Raw genomic sequence first — 16308 nt, 5'->3', positions numbered from 1 at the left:
AAACTAAAAAGAAAGCGATTGCAAAAATAGTGTATCGGAAATTTAAAAAGATTGAAAAAAGATGGCAAAGTTAATGCCATCTTTTTCAATCTTTACTTAGTCTGTGTTGACTGATTTGGAACTCAACGTTTTTGTCGTCTTGCAAATTCAGTGAATCGGAACTTATCAACTTGATGTCGACTATCCGTATATTGAAAGACACTGGCATCATTGAGAAAAACATGGCTTTTGACGCTGACGATGTGGCGGTCTAGCTGATTGAGATCTAGAAGTTGTCGGTCTTCGTCATTGATGAAATCAACGGTGATTTCTTTTTGGGCGAAGGAAATTTCTATTTTCAGCTGTTTTTCAAGGTAGTCGTAGAGGGAGTAGGCAACATCTGCTTTGCTCATATCAGGACAAATGTCATATTTGACAAAATCGTGGTCAAGGACGACTGCCTCGTCATCAATTTTACGAATGCGAATGATATGCCAGACGGGAATACCTGGTTCGAAAAGTGTCCGAGTAGCAAGTTCGTTATCAACAGTGATTTTCTCAAATTTAATGACTTCGGTGACACTTTGAAAGCCGAGGGAGTCTTGCAACTCCTTGTAGCTGGTTAAGCCAGAAATCGGGAAATTAAGTTTACTTGATGCGATGACAACAGAACCGCGACCTTTTTGTTTTTGAATTAAGCCTTTTTCTTCCAAAATTTGAAGAGATTGGCGGATTGTTGCACGACTGGCATCATAAATTTTGACGAGTTCATTTTCACTTGGTAGAAGATCATTCTCCTGATAGGTTTTATTTTTAATTTTATATTCTAAGTCATGTAAAATCAGTTCATATTTTTTCATATCTTTATTTTACCAAAATTCAGAGCAAAATATGTTAAAATGGAAGGGAAACGTTTACAATTTGTTTGAAACAAACAGAATTTTAAGAAACACTAGAGTAGCACAGAAAGACTTTGAGCGGACGAAGGTCGCGAATGACCCAGCTTTGGTGGAGCGCTAGTGTAGGTCAAGTTTCAAGCTTTCATTTTAATGAAAGCACAGAAAGGGAAGAAAAATGATTCAACTTATTGCATCAGATATGGATGGCACGTTGCTTAATGCTGAGATGGAAATTTCAGAAGAAAATGTTGCAGCGATTAAGAAAGTACAGGCAGCAGGGATAGAGTTTGTTGTTGCAACTGGTCGTTCAATTGAAGAGGCACAACCAATTTTAGAGTCAGCTGGGATTAAATGCCGTTATATCACATCAAATGGGGCGCAAATTTTTGATGAAAATGGTCAAAATATCTTCACTGTTGGGATTGAAAAGGAGAAACTTGTCTTAGCTCTGCCTATTTTGCGCCGCCATGACATTTATTTTGAACTTTTTACGGATCACGGTGGCTTTACTGAAAATATTGATGATCGGATTGCGAGTGTGGCACACTGGCTAAAAAGCACATCACCTAATTTGACTGAGGCTGAGGCGTTTGAAATCGCCAAAAGTCATATGGCGACCTTACCAATTAGCTTTGTGGCGGATTTCAAGGAAGTTTTGGATAATCCTGAAGTGACAGTTTTGAAAATCTTTGCAATGGGACAAATTGATGACCCAGCTTTATTATCGGCTAAGGAAGAATTGTTACAGATTCCAAATTTGGCTGTGACATCATCTGGTGCCAATAACATTGAAGTGAATCATGAGGCTGCGCAAAAAGGACAATCCCTCCAAAAAGTGACAGAGCTATTAAACCTTCCTTTGTCAAAAGTAGCAGCACTTGGTGATAATTTTAACGACATGAGCATGATTGCTGCAGCAGGTATTGGGATTGCGATGGCTAATGCTGAAGACGAGGTCAAGGCGATTGCCAAGTACACGACTGTGACGAATATTGAGAATGGTGTGGCACATGCAGTTGAGTGTATTTTAGCAGGTGAGTGGCAATAGGCATTAAAGGAGTGAGGTGAAAAACGTGAGTAGCGTTTTTTTTTTGCATCGAAATGAGAGCGCTATCACATGGTAGGAGACTTTTCGGTTTTTTTACGTTATAATAATAGTGACATAGAAGATAGACAATGTGCATAGAAAATATAGGTAAAACAAGATGACAAAAATAAGCGATGTTGCTGAAAAAACAGGCTATTCGATTACAACTATTTCTAGGGCAATTAATGACCACCCTTATGTTTCAGATAAGACAAAAAAGAAGATCTTTGACGCCATGAAGGAGTTGGACTATTATCCCAATAACGTTGCCCAACAGTTGAGAGGTAAAGGGACGAAGTTGATTGGTGTGATCATCTCCTTTGTGACCAACCCTTTTTTTACTTACTTGGTTGATGCGATTGAAAAAGCGGCTTATCAGGTTGGTTACCAAATTGTTATTTTACAGACACTGGAAGAACCTGAGCGGGAGAAAAGGTTTATTGAGATGCTGAAAAAACGTCAGCTAGATGGTTTAATTATGACCAGTCTTGATGATGACAGTCCGGAAGTCTTAAAACTCATTGAGGCGGGGAAAATCGTCGTCTGCAATCGCTATTTGGGTGAGCAAAATATCCCTCTGATTCATGTTGACGAAAAAAAGGCAACCTATGAGGCGACCTATTATTTACTCTCTAAAGGTCATCGGAAAATCGGCTATGTGACAGGTAACAGAGGGAGTATGTTGGCTGTGGACCCACGTTTTAAAGGGTATGTACAGGCTCTGAAAGAGTTTGGTATTGAACCAAATTCAGATTGTGTCTTTCCGAGACGGCTAACGATTAGCGACGGAAAAAGTACCCTGACGGATGTTTTAGCCCTAGGTGAGGAGCGACCGGATGCACTCTTAGTCATCAGTGATGAGGTTGCCTCAGGGATTTTAAGTCAATGCCATCTATTGAACATTGAAGTACCGGAAACACTAGCGATAATTGGCTTTGATGACCAACCGATTGCAGAGGCACTGTACCCAGGATTGACAACTGTTAAGCAACCGATAAAGGAGATGGGTGAATACGTGGCAGCGCTTATCATTGCTAATATTGAACACCGTAAACAACCGGAAATGCCAGAGTTAAACACAAAATTAATTATCAGAGGGACAGCTTGAGACTTTCAGCTGTTTTTTTTAGAGCCAAATATGAAAACGATTATCAGATTAATGATTTTATTTGTCTGAAATAAATAATTTAAAATAAAATGATAAATATAAAGTTAGGATATTGCCGTTCTAAAAGATGTTTATAATTATAATTTTCAATTTTTTAATGATATGTAATGGCAATGATATGATGAGAATAAAATGGAATATCAATATAAAGTATTTTTATTGTGTTATTTAACGTATAGAATAGAGATAAAAATAGACAATCTTTATTTTTGGCATAGTTTTTGCCCGTTAATAAACTTTATGAAAAGGGTTGACATAAAAATGGAAGTATAGTAAAATTCATCTATAAGCAATTGAAAACGCTTGCAAAATAGAAAGGAGAATCAGAACAAGTTTTCAGGAATTTAAACGAGAGTTCAATTCTAACTTAGCTAATAGGATAGAATTGAAACAAGGATAAAATCTGGTGGTTTATGAAAACGGTTGACATAAAAGCTTAGATGTAATATTGGTGATAATTACCATTCGTATTTTTAAGGAGAATTGGAATGAAAAAATGGCAAAAGTTAGGTTTAGGATTGCTGACTATGGCAGCAGTAACGTCATTGGCAGCATGTGGTAATGCAAGTTCAAAAGGTGGTGGAGATGATTTTCTATATGTCTTTAATGGCAAAGGAGAAATCGCTGACCCACTCAAAAAAGTCGTAGAAGAATACGGTAAAGAAAACAATATTAAGGTTAAGACTTACACTCTATCTGTTGGCACAACCAATGGTAATGAAGTTCAAACGACAGAGTTTAGTTCTAAAACACCACCGACTATCTTCTCGTCAGGTACACTCACTAACTGGGGACCTGATTCAGGAGATTATATGCAAGATATCAATAAAATTGATAATGCTAAACTTAAAAAATTGGCAGATGAGATTCCTGCAGCCCAACGTTTAACAGCTAAAAATGGTGAAAATTTCGGTTTGCCTTATAACATTGAAGGTTACGGTTATCAAGTTGATAAAAATGTCTTGAAGGATTTGTTTGAAGGAGACACTGATGCCTTGTTAGCTGACTTAAAAGCTGAACCTGATTATACGTCATGGCAAACTTTTGTCAAAGCAGTTGATGCTTATATCAAAGATGGAACAGTCTCTCCTGTGACTGTTAATGGTCATACCTATACTTTTGCAGCTGAGAAAAAAGGCTTGGCTAAAGAATTAAATGGCGTTTTCGTTGAATCTGGTGCTGAATTATGGACTTACTAAAACCACTGGGTATCATTCCCACTTAATACAGTCTTTGAAAATGTATCCGCAGCCTACTATGCTAAAGGTGATGAAGGCATTAAAGATGCAAAAGCAGCTCTCAAATCTGAAATCAAAGGACTAGACTTTGAATATTCTTACATGGCTGGTAAAAATGGTGCCGTTAAACGTGGTCCGGACTTCATTGACAGTGCTACGGGGAGCTATGATGCTTCACTTGCAAACTTTGTTGCACATAAAGGCTTATTCTTAAAACAAGGGAACTGGATTTATCCGAACCTTTTAAAACTTGATAAAGAGATTATCAACACGATGGATTTGATTCCAGTAAAATGGCCAGTCCAAGATAGTGACATCAAAATCAAAGACCGAGATGCGAAACTTTTTAATACGACAATTCCAGCCTTTGTACCAAACTACTTTATCATCAATAAACAAGCAAGTAAAAAACAACAAGAGATCGCAGCTGACTTCCTCGCTTGGCTTTATACGTCTGACCGTGGTAAAAAATTCCTCAAAGAAGAAGCTGGCTTTATCATGTATAACGATTTGAAAGACACAACATCGCCAAATAAACTTAATAATGCAGTTGCAGCCTATGTCGCAGCAGGTCCGACACTTGGCAATCCATTTGATGGCACACCAGGTTCATTCAATGATACCATTGGTGATTTCTTGAAGAAAAACTACATGACGAAAGAAAAATGGACTGAAAAAGACTACGACGATTATGTCGATAAATCAGTTAAAACTTGGGTAGACTTCAAGGAACAAAGTGGTCAATAATTAAATGTTACTGCTAAAGCAGTCTTGACTACCCGTATTGTCAAATGCAGTACGGGTGTTCAAGTTTATCAGCCTTATCAGCTTATCTTTCGCATCTTCTAGTGATGTTCGAACTGAATCAAGGAGAGTTTAATGTCAAAATTATATAAAAAATGGTTCTTTCCATTTGTTTTGCCTGCCTTTGCCGTCTTTCTGATTGTTGTTTTAATTCCCTTCATAATCGGAATTTTCTACTCTTTTACAGGCTGGCGTGGCTCATTCTTTATGGGACCAAATGGTCGGACGACCAATCCTTTTGAGGCCTTTCTTGGCTTGAAAAATTATATCGCATCTTTCAAACAAGAATCATTTCGCTCAGCCTTCTTATTCTCGGTAAAATTTACGGTACTTGCGGTAATTGCAGTCAATGTTGTTGCCTTGGCACAAGCGTTACTGGTGAATGCCATTGGAAAGGCTGTCGGAATTTTCCGAGCAACCTTTTTCCTACCAAATTTATTAGGTGGTCTATCTTTAGGGTTCATCTGGCTATTCATCTTCAACAATATTTTCACAAAAGTTTTGTTTGGTAAAGAAGGTCTGATTCCGATTAAATTTTTGACCTACATGACAGATAAAGACCCCAACAAACTCATGTTTGCGATTTTAATCATGGCGGTTTGGCAGATGTCAGGCTATATGATGGTCATTTACACGACGGGTCTTGCCAACATTTCGGATGATTATTATGAGGCAGCATCGATTGATGGTGCCAATGCCTTTCAAAAATCCTTTAAAATTACCATTCCAATGCTCATGCCGAGTTTTACCATTGTTTTCTTCCTCGTTTTATCTAGATGTTTTATGTTGTTGGACCAGAATATTGCGCTGACGAATAACGCACCGCAAGGCTATCGGATGTTAGCGGCACAAGTTTTGAAAGTAACTAATGATACGAATGGTAACTACGGGATTGCACAAGCAGAGGCCGTGATATTCTTCCTTGTTGTGGCAGCTATTTCAATTACGCAAACCGTAATTTTGAAAGGTAAAGAGGTGGAGATGCAATGAACAATTCAGTACAAACAACCGGACAAAAGCTTGGCAAAGTTGTCATGTTTATCATCTTATTAATCATGGGTTTGGTGACGATTTTCCCAATCGCATTCATGTTCATGAACTCTTTCAAATCTCAGGCTGAGATTGTTGATTCACCGTTGGCTTTACCAAAAGAGATTACTTTTAAGTATATCTCACATGCTATGACTGAAATCAAGCTTGTGCCTTCTATTTTATTGACTGTCTTGATCACAGTTCTTGCTGTTGGCTTTATTGTCATTCTATCTTCAAGTGCTGCTTGGATGATGGTGCGTGTGAAAAGTAAGTTTGCCATGTTTGTACTCTTGCTTTTTACCTCATCAATGCTGATCCCCTTTCAAGCAGTGATGTACCCACTCATTGCCATGTTTGAAAATGTTGGCTTGAAAAATGTGCCAGGTTTGATTATTATGTATGGTGGTTTTGGGCTTGCCATGTCGACTTTTCTGTATCATGGGTTTATGAAGAGTGTGCCGGCCTCATTAGAAGAGGCTGCTATTATAGATGGTGCGAGTGTTTTTCAAGTTTACTTTAAAATTGTCATGCCTCTTGTCAAACCGACAACGGTAACAGTCATTATTCTCAATGCCATGTGGGTCTGGAATGATTATCTCTTGCCATTCTTGGTGTTAGGGGATTCAGAAAATAAAACTTTAACGCTAGCTCTTTACTACGCTAAAATGAAGGACGGTCCTTATTCAGTGCCTTGGGATTTGATGTTCCCAGCAGTCTTGATTACTGTTATTCCAGTTATCATTCTCTTTCTATTCTTGCAAAAACAAATTATCAAAGGAATGGCAGATGGTGCTGTGAAGTAAAAAACAATTGATAAGTTGGAGAAAAAATGAGTCATTATATCGAGCTGGTGAAATTCGACAGTCCTGTCAATCTTAAAATCTTTGAAAATGAGAATACCCTAGCTAGTTTTCCGCATTTTCATAAGGAAGTCGAAATCATCTATGTCAAAAAAGGTTGTGTTAATATTGCCTATCAAAATGAGATGATGGTCTTACATGAATCAGAGATGATTATTTTTCCGAGTGGTGCAACGCATGCTTTCTTGTCCTCGCCAGATAGTGTGCGCTATGTCTATCAGTTTGATTTAGCGATATTCGATGAAAAATTACTGGGCGTTAGTCAACTGCATTTGATACAGTTATTTGATCACGCGCAAGTTGACAGTAAAAATTGGTCAGATGAGTTGGTACAAATTGTGTCTGATTTACTAGATAAACTGTTTCAAACAACGCTAGTGCCAACGATTTCGGTTCACTATTTGCAACTTGGTTATTTGATGCAGCTTATGGGGATTTTTTTAGAACAACTGCCTCAAGAAGCGACTGAGAAAAAAGCAGGTCATCACGCTGAGCTAAAATATAAAGAAGATTTGGTTTTACTGAATCAAATTTTCAGCTATATTGAGACGCATTTTCAAGAGGATATTACGCTTGATGCGATTAGCGCGTTAGTGGGGTTTAGTCCTTATTATTTCACGCGCTTTTTCAAGAAACATATCGGTCAAACTTTCATTCAATTTCTTAATGATTATCGTTTGGAGCAGGCGAGATATATTTTGAGTCAAGAACGTTTGCCTATGGTTGCAGTGGCTGAGAAGTCTGGTTTTTCAAGCGTTAAAACCTTTCATCACGTTTTTAAAAAGTCACAGGGTATATCCCCGTTACAATATCAAAAGCACATCAATGATCAATGAGTCCAGACACATGCTGAAGGCTATTAAGAGAAAAATGAGCGCAAAATCTGGGAAGTTTTGGTTAGAGAATTGGGAAGTATTTGATAGAAAATTTTACTAAAATAAAGATATCAAATGAATTATTAATACAAATTATTTGGAGGTTATCATGGTTTTAAAAGTTGGAATTATTGGTTGTGGTGGAATTGCGAATGGCAAGCATTTGCCAGCGCTTGCGCAAGTTGAGACGGTTGCTTTAGTTGCTTTTTGTGACTTGGAGCTTGCGCGTGCAGAAAAGGCAAAACAGAAATATGGGACAGCGGATGCGGTAGTTTTCACTGACTATCAGGAGTTGTTAAAACTTGACTTAGATGCTGTGCATGTTTTAACCCCTAATTCTTCACACGCGCCACTCACGATTGCAGCACTTGAGGCTGGTTGTCATGTCATGTGTGAAAAGCCAATGGCGAAAACATCTGAAGAGGCTAAAGCCATGATTGCGGCAGCCGAAAAGACAGGCAAAAAACTCACAATTGGCTATCAAAATCGTTTCAGAACGGATTCAGAATATTTGCATACAGTCTGCGAGGCCGGCGAGCTAGGTGAAGTCTACACCGCGAAAGCGCACGCCATTCGTCGTCGTGCAGTACCGACTTGGGGTGTTTTCCTTGACGAAGAGGCACAAGGTGGTGGCCCGCTCATTGACATCGGAACCCACGCCCTTGATTTGACACTCTGGATGATGGATAATTACAAACCCAAGTATGTCGTCGGCAATGCCTACCATAAATTATCAAGTACGAAAAACGCAGCGAATGCTTGGGGACCTTGGGACCCTGAAAAATTCACCGTCGAAGATTCAGCCATTGGTTTTGTCGTCATGGAAAATGGCGCAACTATTTACCTGGAATCGAGCTGGGCAATCAATTCTCTGGACGTCAAAGAGGCGAAAACAACCCTCATGGGGACAAAAGCAGGGGCTGACATGAATAATGGCTTGTCAATTAATGGTGAGGATCACGGCTTACTTTACGAGAAAAAAGTCGAGCTGGAAACAGGAGGCGTTGATTTTTATGATGGTGCAGGAGACGATCCGGCTTTAAAAGAAGCGGAGAGTTGGTATGCAGCAGTGATTAACGATACAGAGCCACTGGTGAAACCTGAACAAGCCTTAGTTGTGACGCAAATCTTAGAAGGCATTTACAAGTCTGCAAAAACGGGAGAGCCTGTTTATTTATAAGACACTAGATTTTCAAGATCTAAATTTGAGGAGATAACCAATGAAGTTAGGCGTATTTACACCATTATTTAACAATTTAACATTTGACGAGATGATTGCTGAGGTCGCATCTAAAGGCTTGCAAACGGTCGAAATCGGAACTGGCGGTAGCCCAGGCAATGCGCATTTAGATATTGATAAACTATTGGCATCTAGTGATGCTCGCAGAGAATACCTAGACAAATTATCAGATAAAAATCTGGAAATATCAGCTCTCTCTTGTCATAACAACCCGATTTCACCGCTCGAAAATGTTGCCAAAGAGGCAGATGAGCTCTTGCATAAAACAATCAAACTAGCAAGTCTGATGAATGTACCTGTAGTCAATGGATTCTCAGGTGTTGCAGGTGGTAATGCGACAGATACACAAGTCAACTGGCCGGTGCTGCCTTGGCCGACGGAATACGATGATTCCTATAATTATCAATGGGAAAAGAAATTGATTCCTTATTGGCAAGGTATTAACACGGATGCGACTGCTGCTGGTGTTAAAATCGGGATTGAGTTACACGGTGGTTTTTTGGCGCATACACCATATACCATGTTGCGCTTGCGAGACGCTGCTGGTGATGCTATCGGATGTAATCTCGACCCTAGTCATTTATGGTGGCAGGGGATTGATCCTGTCGCTGCTATTAAAATTCTAGGTGAAAAAAATGCTATACACCATTTTCATGCGAAGGATACGTATTTGAATCAGGATAATATTAATATGCACGGTCTGACGGATATGCAGCCTTATGATAATGTGGCAACGCGGGCTTGGACTTTCCGCTCGGTTGGCTGTGGGCATGATTTGAAGGTTTGGTCTGATATTGTGTCGGCTTTGCGGATTTATGGGTATGACCATGTGTTGAGTATTGAGCATGAGGACCCGATTATGTCGATTGATGAGGGGCTTAATCGAGCGATTACGAATTTGCGCTCGGTTATGATTCATGACCAGCCTGCTAATCCGTGGTGGTTGTGAGGTCGTCTTGTTAGTTTGAAAAGGGGTAAGAAAATGACAGCTATTAATATTGTGATTATTGGCTATGGTGGCATGGGTAGCTATCATCAAAAGGAATTGATGCCGCACGAGTTGGTTAATGTGGTTGGGGTTTATGATATTGCTCAGAAGGCGAAGGATAAGGCGCGTGAAGCTGGCTTGATGGTTTATGATAGTCTTGAGCAGGTTTTAAATGATGTGTCAGTTGAGGCTATCCTGATTGCTACGCCAAATGATGTGCACAAGGCTTTGTCGATTGCTGCGCTACGTGCCGGCAAACAAGTGATTTGTGAAAAGCCGGTTGCTATGAATGTCGGAGAATTGGATGATATTCTAGCAGTTGCGGCTGAGACTGGTAATACTTTCATGGTGCATCAAAATAGACGTTGGGACCCTGATTTCCTAGTTATTCGTGAGTTGTACCAAAGAGGTCAGATTGGCGATTTGTTCCAAATTGAGTCTCGTGTTCAGGGGGCCAATGGGATTCCAGGTGACTGGCGAGAACAAGCTGAACATGGTGGTGGTATGTTACTAGACTGGGGTGTTCATTTGATTGACCAGATTTTGTGGTTGATTGATAGTCCGATTAAAAGCATGACGGCTGATTTTTCTTACGTACTCGGACAGGAGGTTGATGATGGATTTATTCTCTATCTAATATTTGAGAATGGCATACGTAGTCTGATTGAAGTTGGGACGACGAATTACAGTCAATTGCCACGGTGGTATGTTAAGGGACTCAATGGTGCTGCTAAAATTGATGATTGGGACTTGTCAGGTGAAATTGTTGTGGCAACTAATCAGGATGACCTTGTAGCACCAGCACCAATTAAAGCGGGTGTTGGGCTGACGAAAACGATGGCACCCCCATCAGAAGAGGCAACGAAAAAAGTGGCAATCACTGAAGTTTTGCCAGAGTTTCCGTCATTTTACCAAAATTTTTATGATGTGCTGAGAAATGGTGCAGCACCTATTGTCAAAAATGATGAAGTGCGAAAGGTGCTAAGTCTGATTGACAGTGTATTTGACTTGGTTAAGTTGTAGTTTAAAAGGATGACCGTGAGGTTGTCTTTTTTGTTGGGCATTTTTTTGAAAAAAATTTTAAAAAAAGTTAAAGAAAACGCTTGCAAATAATTTTTTTTATGCTAGAATTAAGACACAAGATAACTTGTACGTACAAGTTATCAGAGAGATGACTAAGTCATCATGATTGCATTTTTTGTTTCAAAATCTTAATCTGAGTAGAAGTAGCTTTGGTTTAAAGCAACTGGACTCAAACTTTTAAAGAAGGAGCCCCACCATGGGAAAATTTGAAAAACAAGCTCAGGAGTTGTTGGATGCGATTGGCGGTAAGGAAAATATTTCTGCCGTCACGCACTGTGCGACACGTATGCGCTTTGTCTTAAATGACGACGCTAAGGCTGACAAAAAACGAATTGAAAACATTTCGACAACTAAAGGGATGTTTACAAATGCCGGTCAGTTCCAGGTTATTATCGGAAATGATGTTGCCACTTTTTACAACGATTTCTCTGCCATCAGTGGTATTGAAGGCGTTTCTAAGGAGGCAGCAAAATCTGCAGCGAAATCAAATCAAAACGTCGTGCAAAGACTAGTCGGTACGTTATCGGAAATCTTCACACCACTCTTACCTGCCATTATTGTAGGTGGTTTGATTCTCGGTTTCCGTAACATTCTTGAAGGTGTACAATTTGGCGGTTCAACAATTGTTGAAAACTCTCAGTTTTGGGCGGGTGTCAACGGTTTCCTCTGGCTCCCAGGTGAAGCGATTTTCCACTTCCTCCCTGTCGGGATTGCCTGGTCAGTCACACGTAAAATGGGCACAACACAAATTCTAGGGATTGTCCTCGGGATTACGCTCGTGTCACCACAGTTGCTTAATGCCTATGCCGTAAATGGCACATCCGCAGCAGAAATTGCTAAAAACTGGTCATGGGACTTTGGTTTTTTCACCATGGATAAAATTGGCTACCAAGCCCAAGTTATTCCTGCCATGGCTGCTGGTTTCCTACTCGCTTACTTAGAGAAATTCTTCCGGAAATATATCCCAGAAGCAGTTTCGATGATTTTCGTACCATTATTCGCTCTAATTCCAACGATTATTGCAGCGCATGCCATCATTGGCCCAATCGGTTGGAAAATCGGACAAGGCATCTCCTTTGTCGTGAACACTGGCTTAACATCATCACTTTCATGGCTTTTCGGTGGTATCTTTGGGATTCTCTATGCGCCACTTGTTATTACCGGACTGCACCATACAACACTTGCTATTGACTCACAGCTCATCGCAGACTTTGGGTCAACCAATCTATGGCCACTTATTGACTTGTCAAATATCGCCCAAGGTGCGTCAGTATTTGCGGTCTACCTCCTACACAAGAAAAACAAGAAAGAGGCAGAAATTTCAGTTCCAGCCACAATCTCAGCTTGGTTAGGGGTTACAGAACCTGCCATGTTCGGGATTAACTTGAAATACCTCTATCCTTTCGTTGCCGCTATGATTGGCTCAGGTATCGCAGGCATGGTTTCGACACTCATGGGCGTTCGCGCTAATTCTATCGGCGTCGGCGGCTTGCCAGGTATCCTCGCCATTCGCGGTGAAGACATGCTGAAATTCATCATTCCAATGATGATTGCGATAGTTGTCCCAATCATCTTGACCTTCTTTTTCCGCCAAGCTGGTATCTTTAATAAAATCGATCTCGTAGGTGCTGATGATGCAACTTTTGCAAGCGACCCTGCAACCCTAGAAGGTGCGCAACAAATCGCCAAAACCGAAATTCCTAAAGGCACTTTGGTCAATGTGACTAGCCCACTGTCAGGGGAAGTTCGTGAGTTAGCAACAGCAACCGATCCTGTCTTTAGCCAAGGCATTATGGGGCAAGGTGTTGTCATCGAGCCAAGTGAAGGGGTACTAACAGCGCCGTTTGACGGCATCGTTTCAGCTTTTTTCCCGACGAAACACGCTATTGGTTTGATTTCGGATGCTGGGGTAGAAATTCTGATGCACATCGGTATGGATACCGTGAAACTTGATGGTAAAGGTTTTGAAGCATTTGTCAGCCAGGGTGACCATGTGACACAAGGTCAACGCCTACTCACATTCGATATTGACTTGATTAAAAAGCAAGGCTTAATCGTTGAAACACCAGTCATCGTTACCAACCAAGATAGTTTCCAACCAGATGTTTCTGGTCAATTACCACGTACTATCCGCTCAGGTGATGACCTTTTAACTGCAACAAAAATTTAACTGCATCCCAAAGGGCTAACCGAAAAGGTAACGCCCTTTTGGCATTTTAAAAACGCTAGTATTGAAAAATAGCGATAGAAATAGAAAGCTTATGACATTTAAAAATCAAGTAATATACCAAATTTACCCGAAATCTTACCTCGACACAACTGGAAATGGTGTCGGAGACCTTCGTGGCATCATCTCAAAACTGGATTATCTAGCTGATTTAGGGATTGAGATGGTTTGGCTTAATCCGATTTATCCCAGTCCACAACGTGATAACGGCTACGATATTTCAGACTATGTCTCAATTGACCCTGTATTTGGCACCATGTCTGACTTTGAAGAACTGATTCAGGAAGGGAAAAAACACGGCATTGATTTCATGCTTGATATGGTGCTCAACCATGTATCAACAGAACATGAGTGGTTCCAAAAAGCCTTAGCAGGAGACCCTTACTATCAAGACTTTTTCTTCATCCAAGATGAGCCGACAGACTGGGTTTCAAAATTTGGTGGTAGTGCCTGGGCACCTTTTGGCGATACGGGTAGATACTACCTCCACCTCTTTGATGTTACGCAGGCTGATTTAAACTGGCGCAATGAAAATGTTCGAAAAGAACTCTTTGATGTTGTCAACTTCTGGCGTGAAAAAGGCGTGCATGGCTTTAGATTTGACGTGATTAATTTGATTGGTAAGGATGCCTTGCTCAAATCGAATCCTGTTAATGAAGGTAAGCCTGAATATACAGATAAACCGCTAACGCATGACTATTTACAGATGTTAAATGCCGCAAGTTTTGGCAAGGATGCTGAGAGTGTGACAGTCGGTGAAATGAGTTCAACGACGATTGATAACTGTATCTTATATAGCCGTCCTGACCGTCAAGAATTATCAATGACATTTAATTTCCATCATTTGAAAGTCGACTATGCAAATGCACAAAAATGGACTAAGTCACTTTTTGATTTTGCCCAACTTAAACACCTTTTTCACACTTGGGGTGAAAAGATGAGTGAGGGGCAAGGTTGGAATGCTTTGTTTTGGAACAATCATGATCAACCTCGCGCCATTAATCGTTTCATAGACTACAAAAACTTCCGAGTGAAAGGTGCAACGATGCTGGCAGCCAGTATCCATCTTAGCCGAGGAACACCTTATATCTATATGGGCGAGGAAATCGGGATGATTGACCCAGATTTTAAATCTATGGCAGACTATGTCGATGTGGAATCAATTAATGCCTATCAAGCCTTGTTGGAAGCTGGGCATACATCAGAGCAGGCTTTCGAGATTATTCAAATCAAGTCGCGGGATAATTCGCGAACGCCGATGCAGTGGGATAATACAGCCAATGCTGGCTTTTCAACTGGGACACCATGGCTGGCAACAGGGAATCATGCGGAGATTAACGTTGAAAATGAGCAATCGGGGGAAGTGTATCAGTTTTACAAGCAGTTGATTCAGCTGAGAAAGACTGACCAGCTGATTTCAGACGGCACTTATCAGGCGGCTTATCAAGATGCTGAGCATATTTATGCTTTCATCCGTGAGTGTGAAGGTCGTGAATTGCTTGTTTTGACCAACTTTTCAAATCAAGTTGTTGATTTTGAACTGTTAGCTGACTTTGTAGATAGCGAGATTTTGATTAATAATTATGCAACCTATCTGCCTAATCAGTTGCAACCTTATCAAGCCATTGCTTTCGCAATTTAATTAGGCTTGACTTTTGCATAAATATACAGTAAAATAGACTTATTATTCACTATAAGTTGCGCTATCCACACAGGATAGCACGCAGCTGACGACAGAAAGATAGGTCTATTTTATGTTTCAAGGACGTTCATTACTAAAAGAAATTGATTTCACCCAAGCTGAATTAGCATATCTTATTGATTTTGCCATTCATTTAAAAGCACTCAAAAATCAGCATATTCCTCACCAGTATCTTGCAGGTAAAAACATCGCTCTTTTGTTTGAAAAAACATCAACTCGAACACGTGCTGCTTTTACTGTCGCAGCCAATGATTTAGGCGCACATCCAGAATTTTTAGGACCAAACGATGTCCAGTTCGGCAAAAAAGAGTCGACTGCAGACACCGCCAAAGTCTTAGGCGCAATGTTTGACGGCATCCAATTTCGTGGGTTCAAACAGACCGATGTCGAGATTCTGGCAGATGAGTCTGGCGTGCCAGTCTGGAATGGTCTGACCGATACTTGGCACCCCACGCAGATGCTCGCAGACTTCATGACCATTAAAGAAATTTTCGGTGATTACACAGGTAAAAACCTCGTCTATATCGGTGACGGTCGAAATAATATGGCAAATTCTCTCCTGGTCACCTCAGCCATTTTAGGCGTCAACATCACGATTATAGCACCAGATGATTTGCAGCCCGCAACTGACATCCAGGCTATTGCGGCAGAAAAAGCAGTCAATTCAGGCAGTCAGATCATGATTACCGCGGACACTGCTGCGGTCAATGGTGCTGATATCATTTACACGGATGTCTGGGTCAGCATGGGAGAAGAGGACCAATACGATGAACGAATTGAAAAACTCATGCCTTATCAGGTGAATGCCGCGCTTTTTGAGCAAGCTAACAACCCTAACTGTATTTTTATGCACTGTCTGCCAGCCTTTCATGATTTGGAAACGACAACAATGCAAGCTATTCATGAGAAGTCAGATTTAACAGAGCTAGAAGTGACAGATGAGATTTTCAAAGCACCTTATTCTGTCGTCTTTCAAGAGGCAGAAAACAGACTGCACTCAATCAAGGCAGTCATGGCTGCGACTTTAGGTCATCTCTTTGTCCCAAAAGTCTAAACTCAAGTTAACACGAATCTGATAACGAAGTTGGTACGAAAATGATTTAAAATAGACGATGTCCGATAGCTG

The 16308-nt window shown here is 40.5% G+C and carries 14 protein-coding genes; 13 read left to right on the top strand and 1 reads right to left on the bottom strand.

The features are described from left to right. Nucleotides 1-122: 122 nt before the first annotated feature. Nucleotides 123-839 (bottom strand): trehalose operon repressor, encoded by a 717-nt coding sequence (gene treR, locus RR45_RS05055; protein ID WP_031366727.1) that lies wholly within the window; start codon nucleotides 837-839, stop codon nucleotides 123-125. 214 nt (nucleotides 840-1053) lie between these two features. Here treR and RR45_RS05050 point away from each other — a divergent pair, with 214 nt between their 5' ends. From RR45_RS05050 to argF, 13 genes are all read left to right on the top strand, one after another. Then, nucleotides 1054-1926: a Cof-type HAD-IIB family hydrolase gene (locus tag RR45_RS05050; protein ID WP_031366728.1), complete on the top strand. Its 873-nt coding sequence runs from the start codon at nucleotides 1054-1056 to the stop codon at nucleotides 1924-1926. A 157-nt stretch (nucleotides 1927-2083) separates the two neighbouring features. Next, nucleotides 2084-3073 (top strand): LacI family DNA-binding transcriptional regulator, encoded by a 990-nt coding sequence (locus tag RR45_RS05045; protein WP_031366729.1) that lies wholly within the window; start codon nucleotides 2084-2086, stop codon nucleotides 3071-3073. Between the two features lie 548 nt (nucleotides 3074-3621). Beyond that, a complete protein-coding gene (locus RR45_RS05040; RefSeq protein WP_084463464.1) occupies nucleotides 3622-4332 on the top strand; it encodes an ABC transporter substrate-binding protein in 711 nt (236 codons plus the stop codon). A gap of 141 nt (nucleotides 4333-4473) precedes the next feature. Then, nucleotides 4474-5118: an extracellular solute-binding protein gene (locus tag RR45_RS05035; protein ID WP_084463465.1), complete on the top strand. Its 645-nt coding sequence runs from the start codon at nucleotides 4474-4476 to the stop codon at nucleotides 5116-5118. 132 nt (nucleotides 5119-5250) lie between these two features. Further along, nucleotides 5251-6165, top strand: coding sequence for a carbohydrate ABC transporter permease (locus RR45_RS05030; protein WP_031366730.1), 915 nt, complete (start codon nucleotides 5251-5253; stop codon nucleotides 6163-6165). Beyond that, entirely contained in the window at nucleotides 6162-7010 is an 849-nt protein-coding gene (locus RR45_RS05025) for a carbohydrate ABC transporter permease (RefSeq protein WP_031366731.1), read from the top strand. The genes RR45_RS05030 and RR45_RS05025 overlap by 4 nt, the downstream gene beginning before the upstream one ends. Nucleotides 7011-7036: 26 nt before the next feature. Next, on the top strand, nucleotides 7037-7903 hold the full coding sequence (locus tag RR45_RS05020) for an AraC family transcriptional regulator (RefSeq protein WP_031366732.1): 867 nt from the start codon (nucleotides 7037-7039) through the stop codon (nucleotides 7901-7903). A gap of 148 nt (nucleotides 7904-8051) precedes the next feature. Further along, a complete protein-coding gene (locus RR45_RS05015; protein WP_031366733.1) occupies nucleotides 8052-9122 on the top strand; it encodes a Gfo/Idh/MocA family protein in 1071 nt (356 codons plus the stop codon). Between the two features lie 40 nt (nucleotides 9123-9162). Next, nucleotides 9163-10131, top strand: a complete 969-nt coding sequence (locus RR45_RS05010; RefSeq protein ID WP_031366734.1) for a sugar phosphate isomerase/epimerase family protein — start codon at nucleotides 9163-9165, stop codon at nucleotides 10129-10131. Between the two features lie 33 nt (nucleotides 10132-10164). Continuing rightward, nucleotides 10165-11193 carry a Gfo/Idh/MocA family protein gene (locus RR45_RS05005; RefSeq protein ID WP_031366735.1) on the top strand — a complete coding sequence of 343 codons (1029 nt, stop codon included), beginning with the start codon at nucleotides 10165-10167 and terminating at the stop codon, nucleotides 11191-11193. A gap of 256 nt (nucleotides 11194-11449) precedes the next feature. Next, nucleotides 11450-13423, top strand: coding sequence for a PTS system trehalose-specific EIIBC component (gene treP / locus RR45_RS05000; protein ID WP_031366736.1), 1974 nt, complete (start codon nucleotides 11450-11452; stop codon nucleotides 13421-13423). Between the two features lie 91 nt (nucleotides 13424-13514). Beyond that, a complete protein-coding gene (gene treC, locus RR45_RS04995) occupies nucleotides 13515-15122 on the top strand; it encodes an alpha,alpha-phosphotrehalase (protein WP_031366737.1) in 1608 nt (535 codons plus the stop codon). Nucleotides 15123-15234: 112 nt separating this feature from the next. Next, complete coding sequence (gene argF / locus RR45_RS04990) at nucleotides 15235-16236, top strand: ornithine carbamoyltransferase (RefSeq protein ID WP_031366738.1); 1002 nt, start codon at nucleotides 15235-15237, stop codon at nucleotides 16234-16236. Nucleotides 16237-16308: the final 72 nt, after the last annotated feature.

It is taken from the genome of Pseudolactococcus chungangensis CAU 28 = DSM 22330 (assembly GCF_002441885.1).
GTDB classification, from domain to species: domain Bacteria; phylum Bacillota; class Bacilli; order Lactobacillales; family Streptococcaceae; genus Pseudolactococcus; species Pseudolactococcus chungangensis.
This window is presented reverse-complemented; position numbering and strand designations above follow the sequence as displayed.

Coding starts and splice junctions, on each gene's coding strand:
- RR45_RS05010 (WP_031366734.1), top strand. CDS start 9,163: ATGAAGTTAGGCGTATTTACACCATTATTTAACAATTTAACATTTGAC.
- argF (WP_031366738.1), top strand. CDS start 15,235: ATGTTTCAAGGACGTTCATTACTAAAAGAAATTGATTTCACCCAAGCT.
- RR45_RS05040 (WP_084463464.1), top strand. CDS start 3,622: ATGAAAAAATGGCAAAAGTTAGGTTTAGGATTGCTGACTATGGCAGCA.
- treC (WP_031366737.1), top strand. CDS start 13,515: ATGACATTTAAAAATCAAGTAATATACCAAATTTACCCGAAATCTTAC.
- RR45_RS05025 (WP_031366731.1), top strand. CDS start 6,162: ATGAACAATTCAGTACAAACAACCGGACAAAAGCTTGGCAAAGTTGTC.
- treR (WP_031366727.1), bottom strand. CDS start 839: ATGAAAAAATATGAACTGATTTTACATGACTTAGAATATAAAATTAAA.
- RR45_RS05035 (WP_084463465.1), top strand. CDS start 4,474: ATGGCTGGTAAAAATGGTGCCGTTAAACGTGGTCCGGACTTCATTGAC.
- RR45_RS05005 (WP_031366735.1), top strand. CDS start 10,165: ATGACAGCTATTAATATTGTGATTATTGGCTATGGTGGCATGGGTAGC.
- RR45_RS05020 (WP_031366732.1), top strand. CDS start 7,037: ATGAGTCATTATATCGAGCTGGTGAAATTCGACAGTCCTGTCAATCTT.
- treP (WP_031366736.1), top strand. CDS start 11,450: ATGGGAAAATTTGAAAAACAAGCTCAGGAGTTGTTGGATGCGATTGGC.
- RR45_RS05050 (WP_031366728.1), top strand. CDS start 1,054: ATGATTCAACTTATTGCATCAGATATGGATGGCACGTTGCTTAATGCT.
- RR45_RS05045 (WP_031366729.1), top strand. CDS start 2,084: ATGACAAAAATAAGCGATGTTGCTGAAAAAACAGGCTATTCGATTACA.
- RR45_RS05030 (WP_031366730.1), top strand. CDS start 5,251: ATGTCAAAATTATATAAAAAATGGTTCTTTCCATTTGTTTTGCCTGCC.
- RR45_RS05015 (WP_031366733.1), top strand. CDS start 8,052: ATGGTTTTAAAAGTTGGAATTATTGGTTGTGGTGGAATTGCGAATGGC.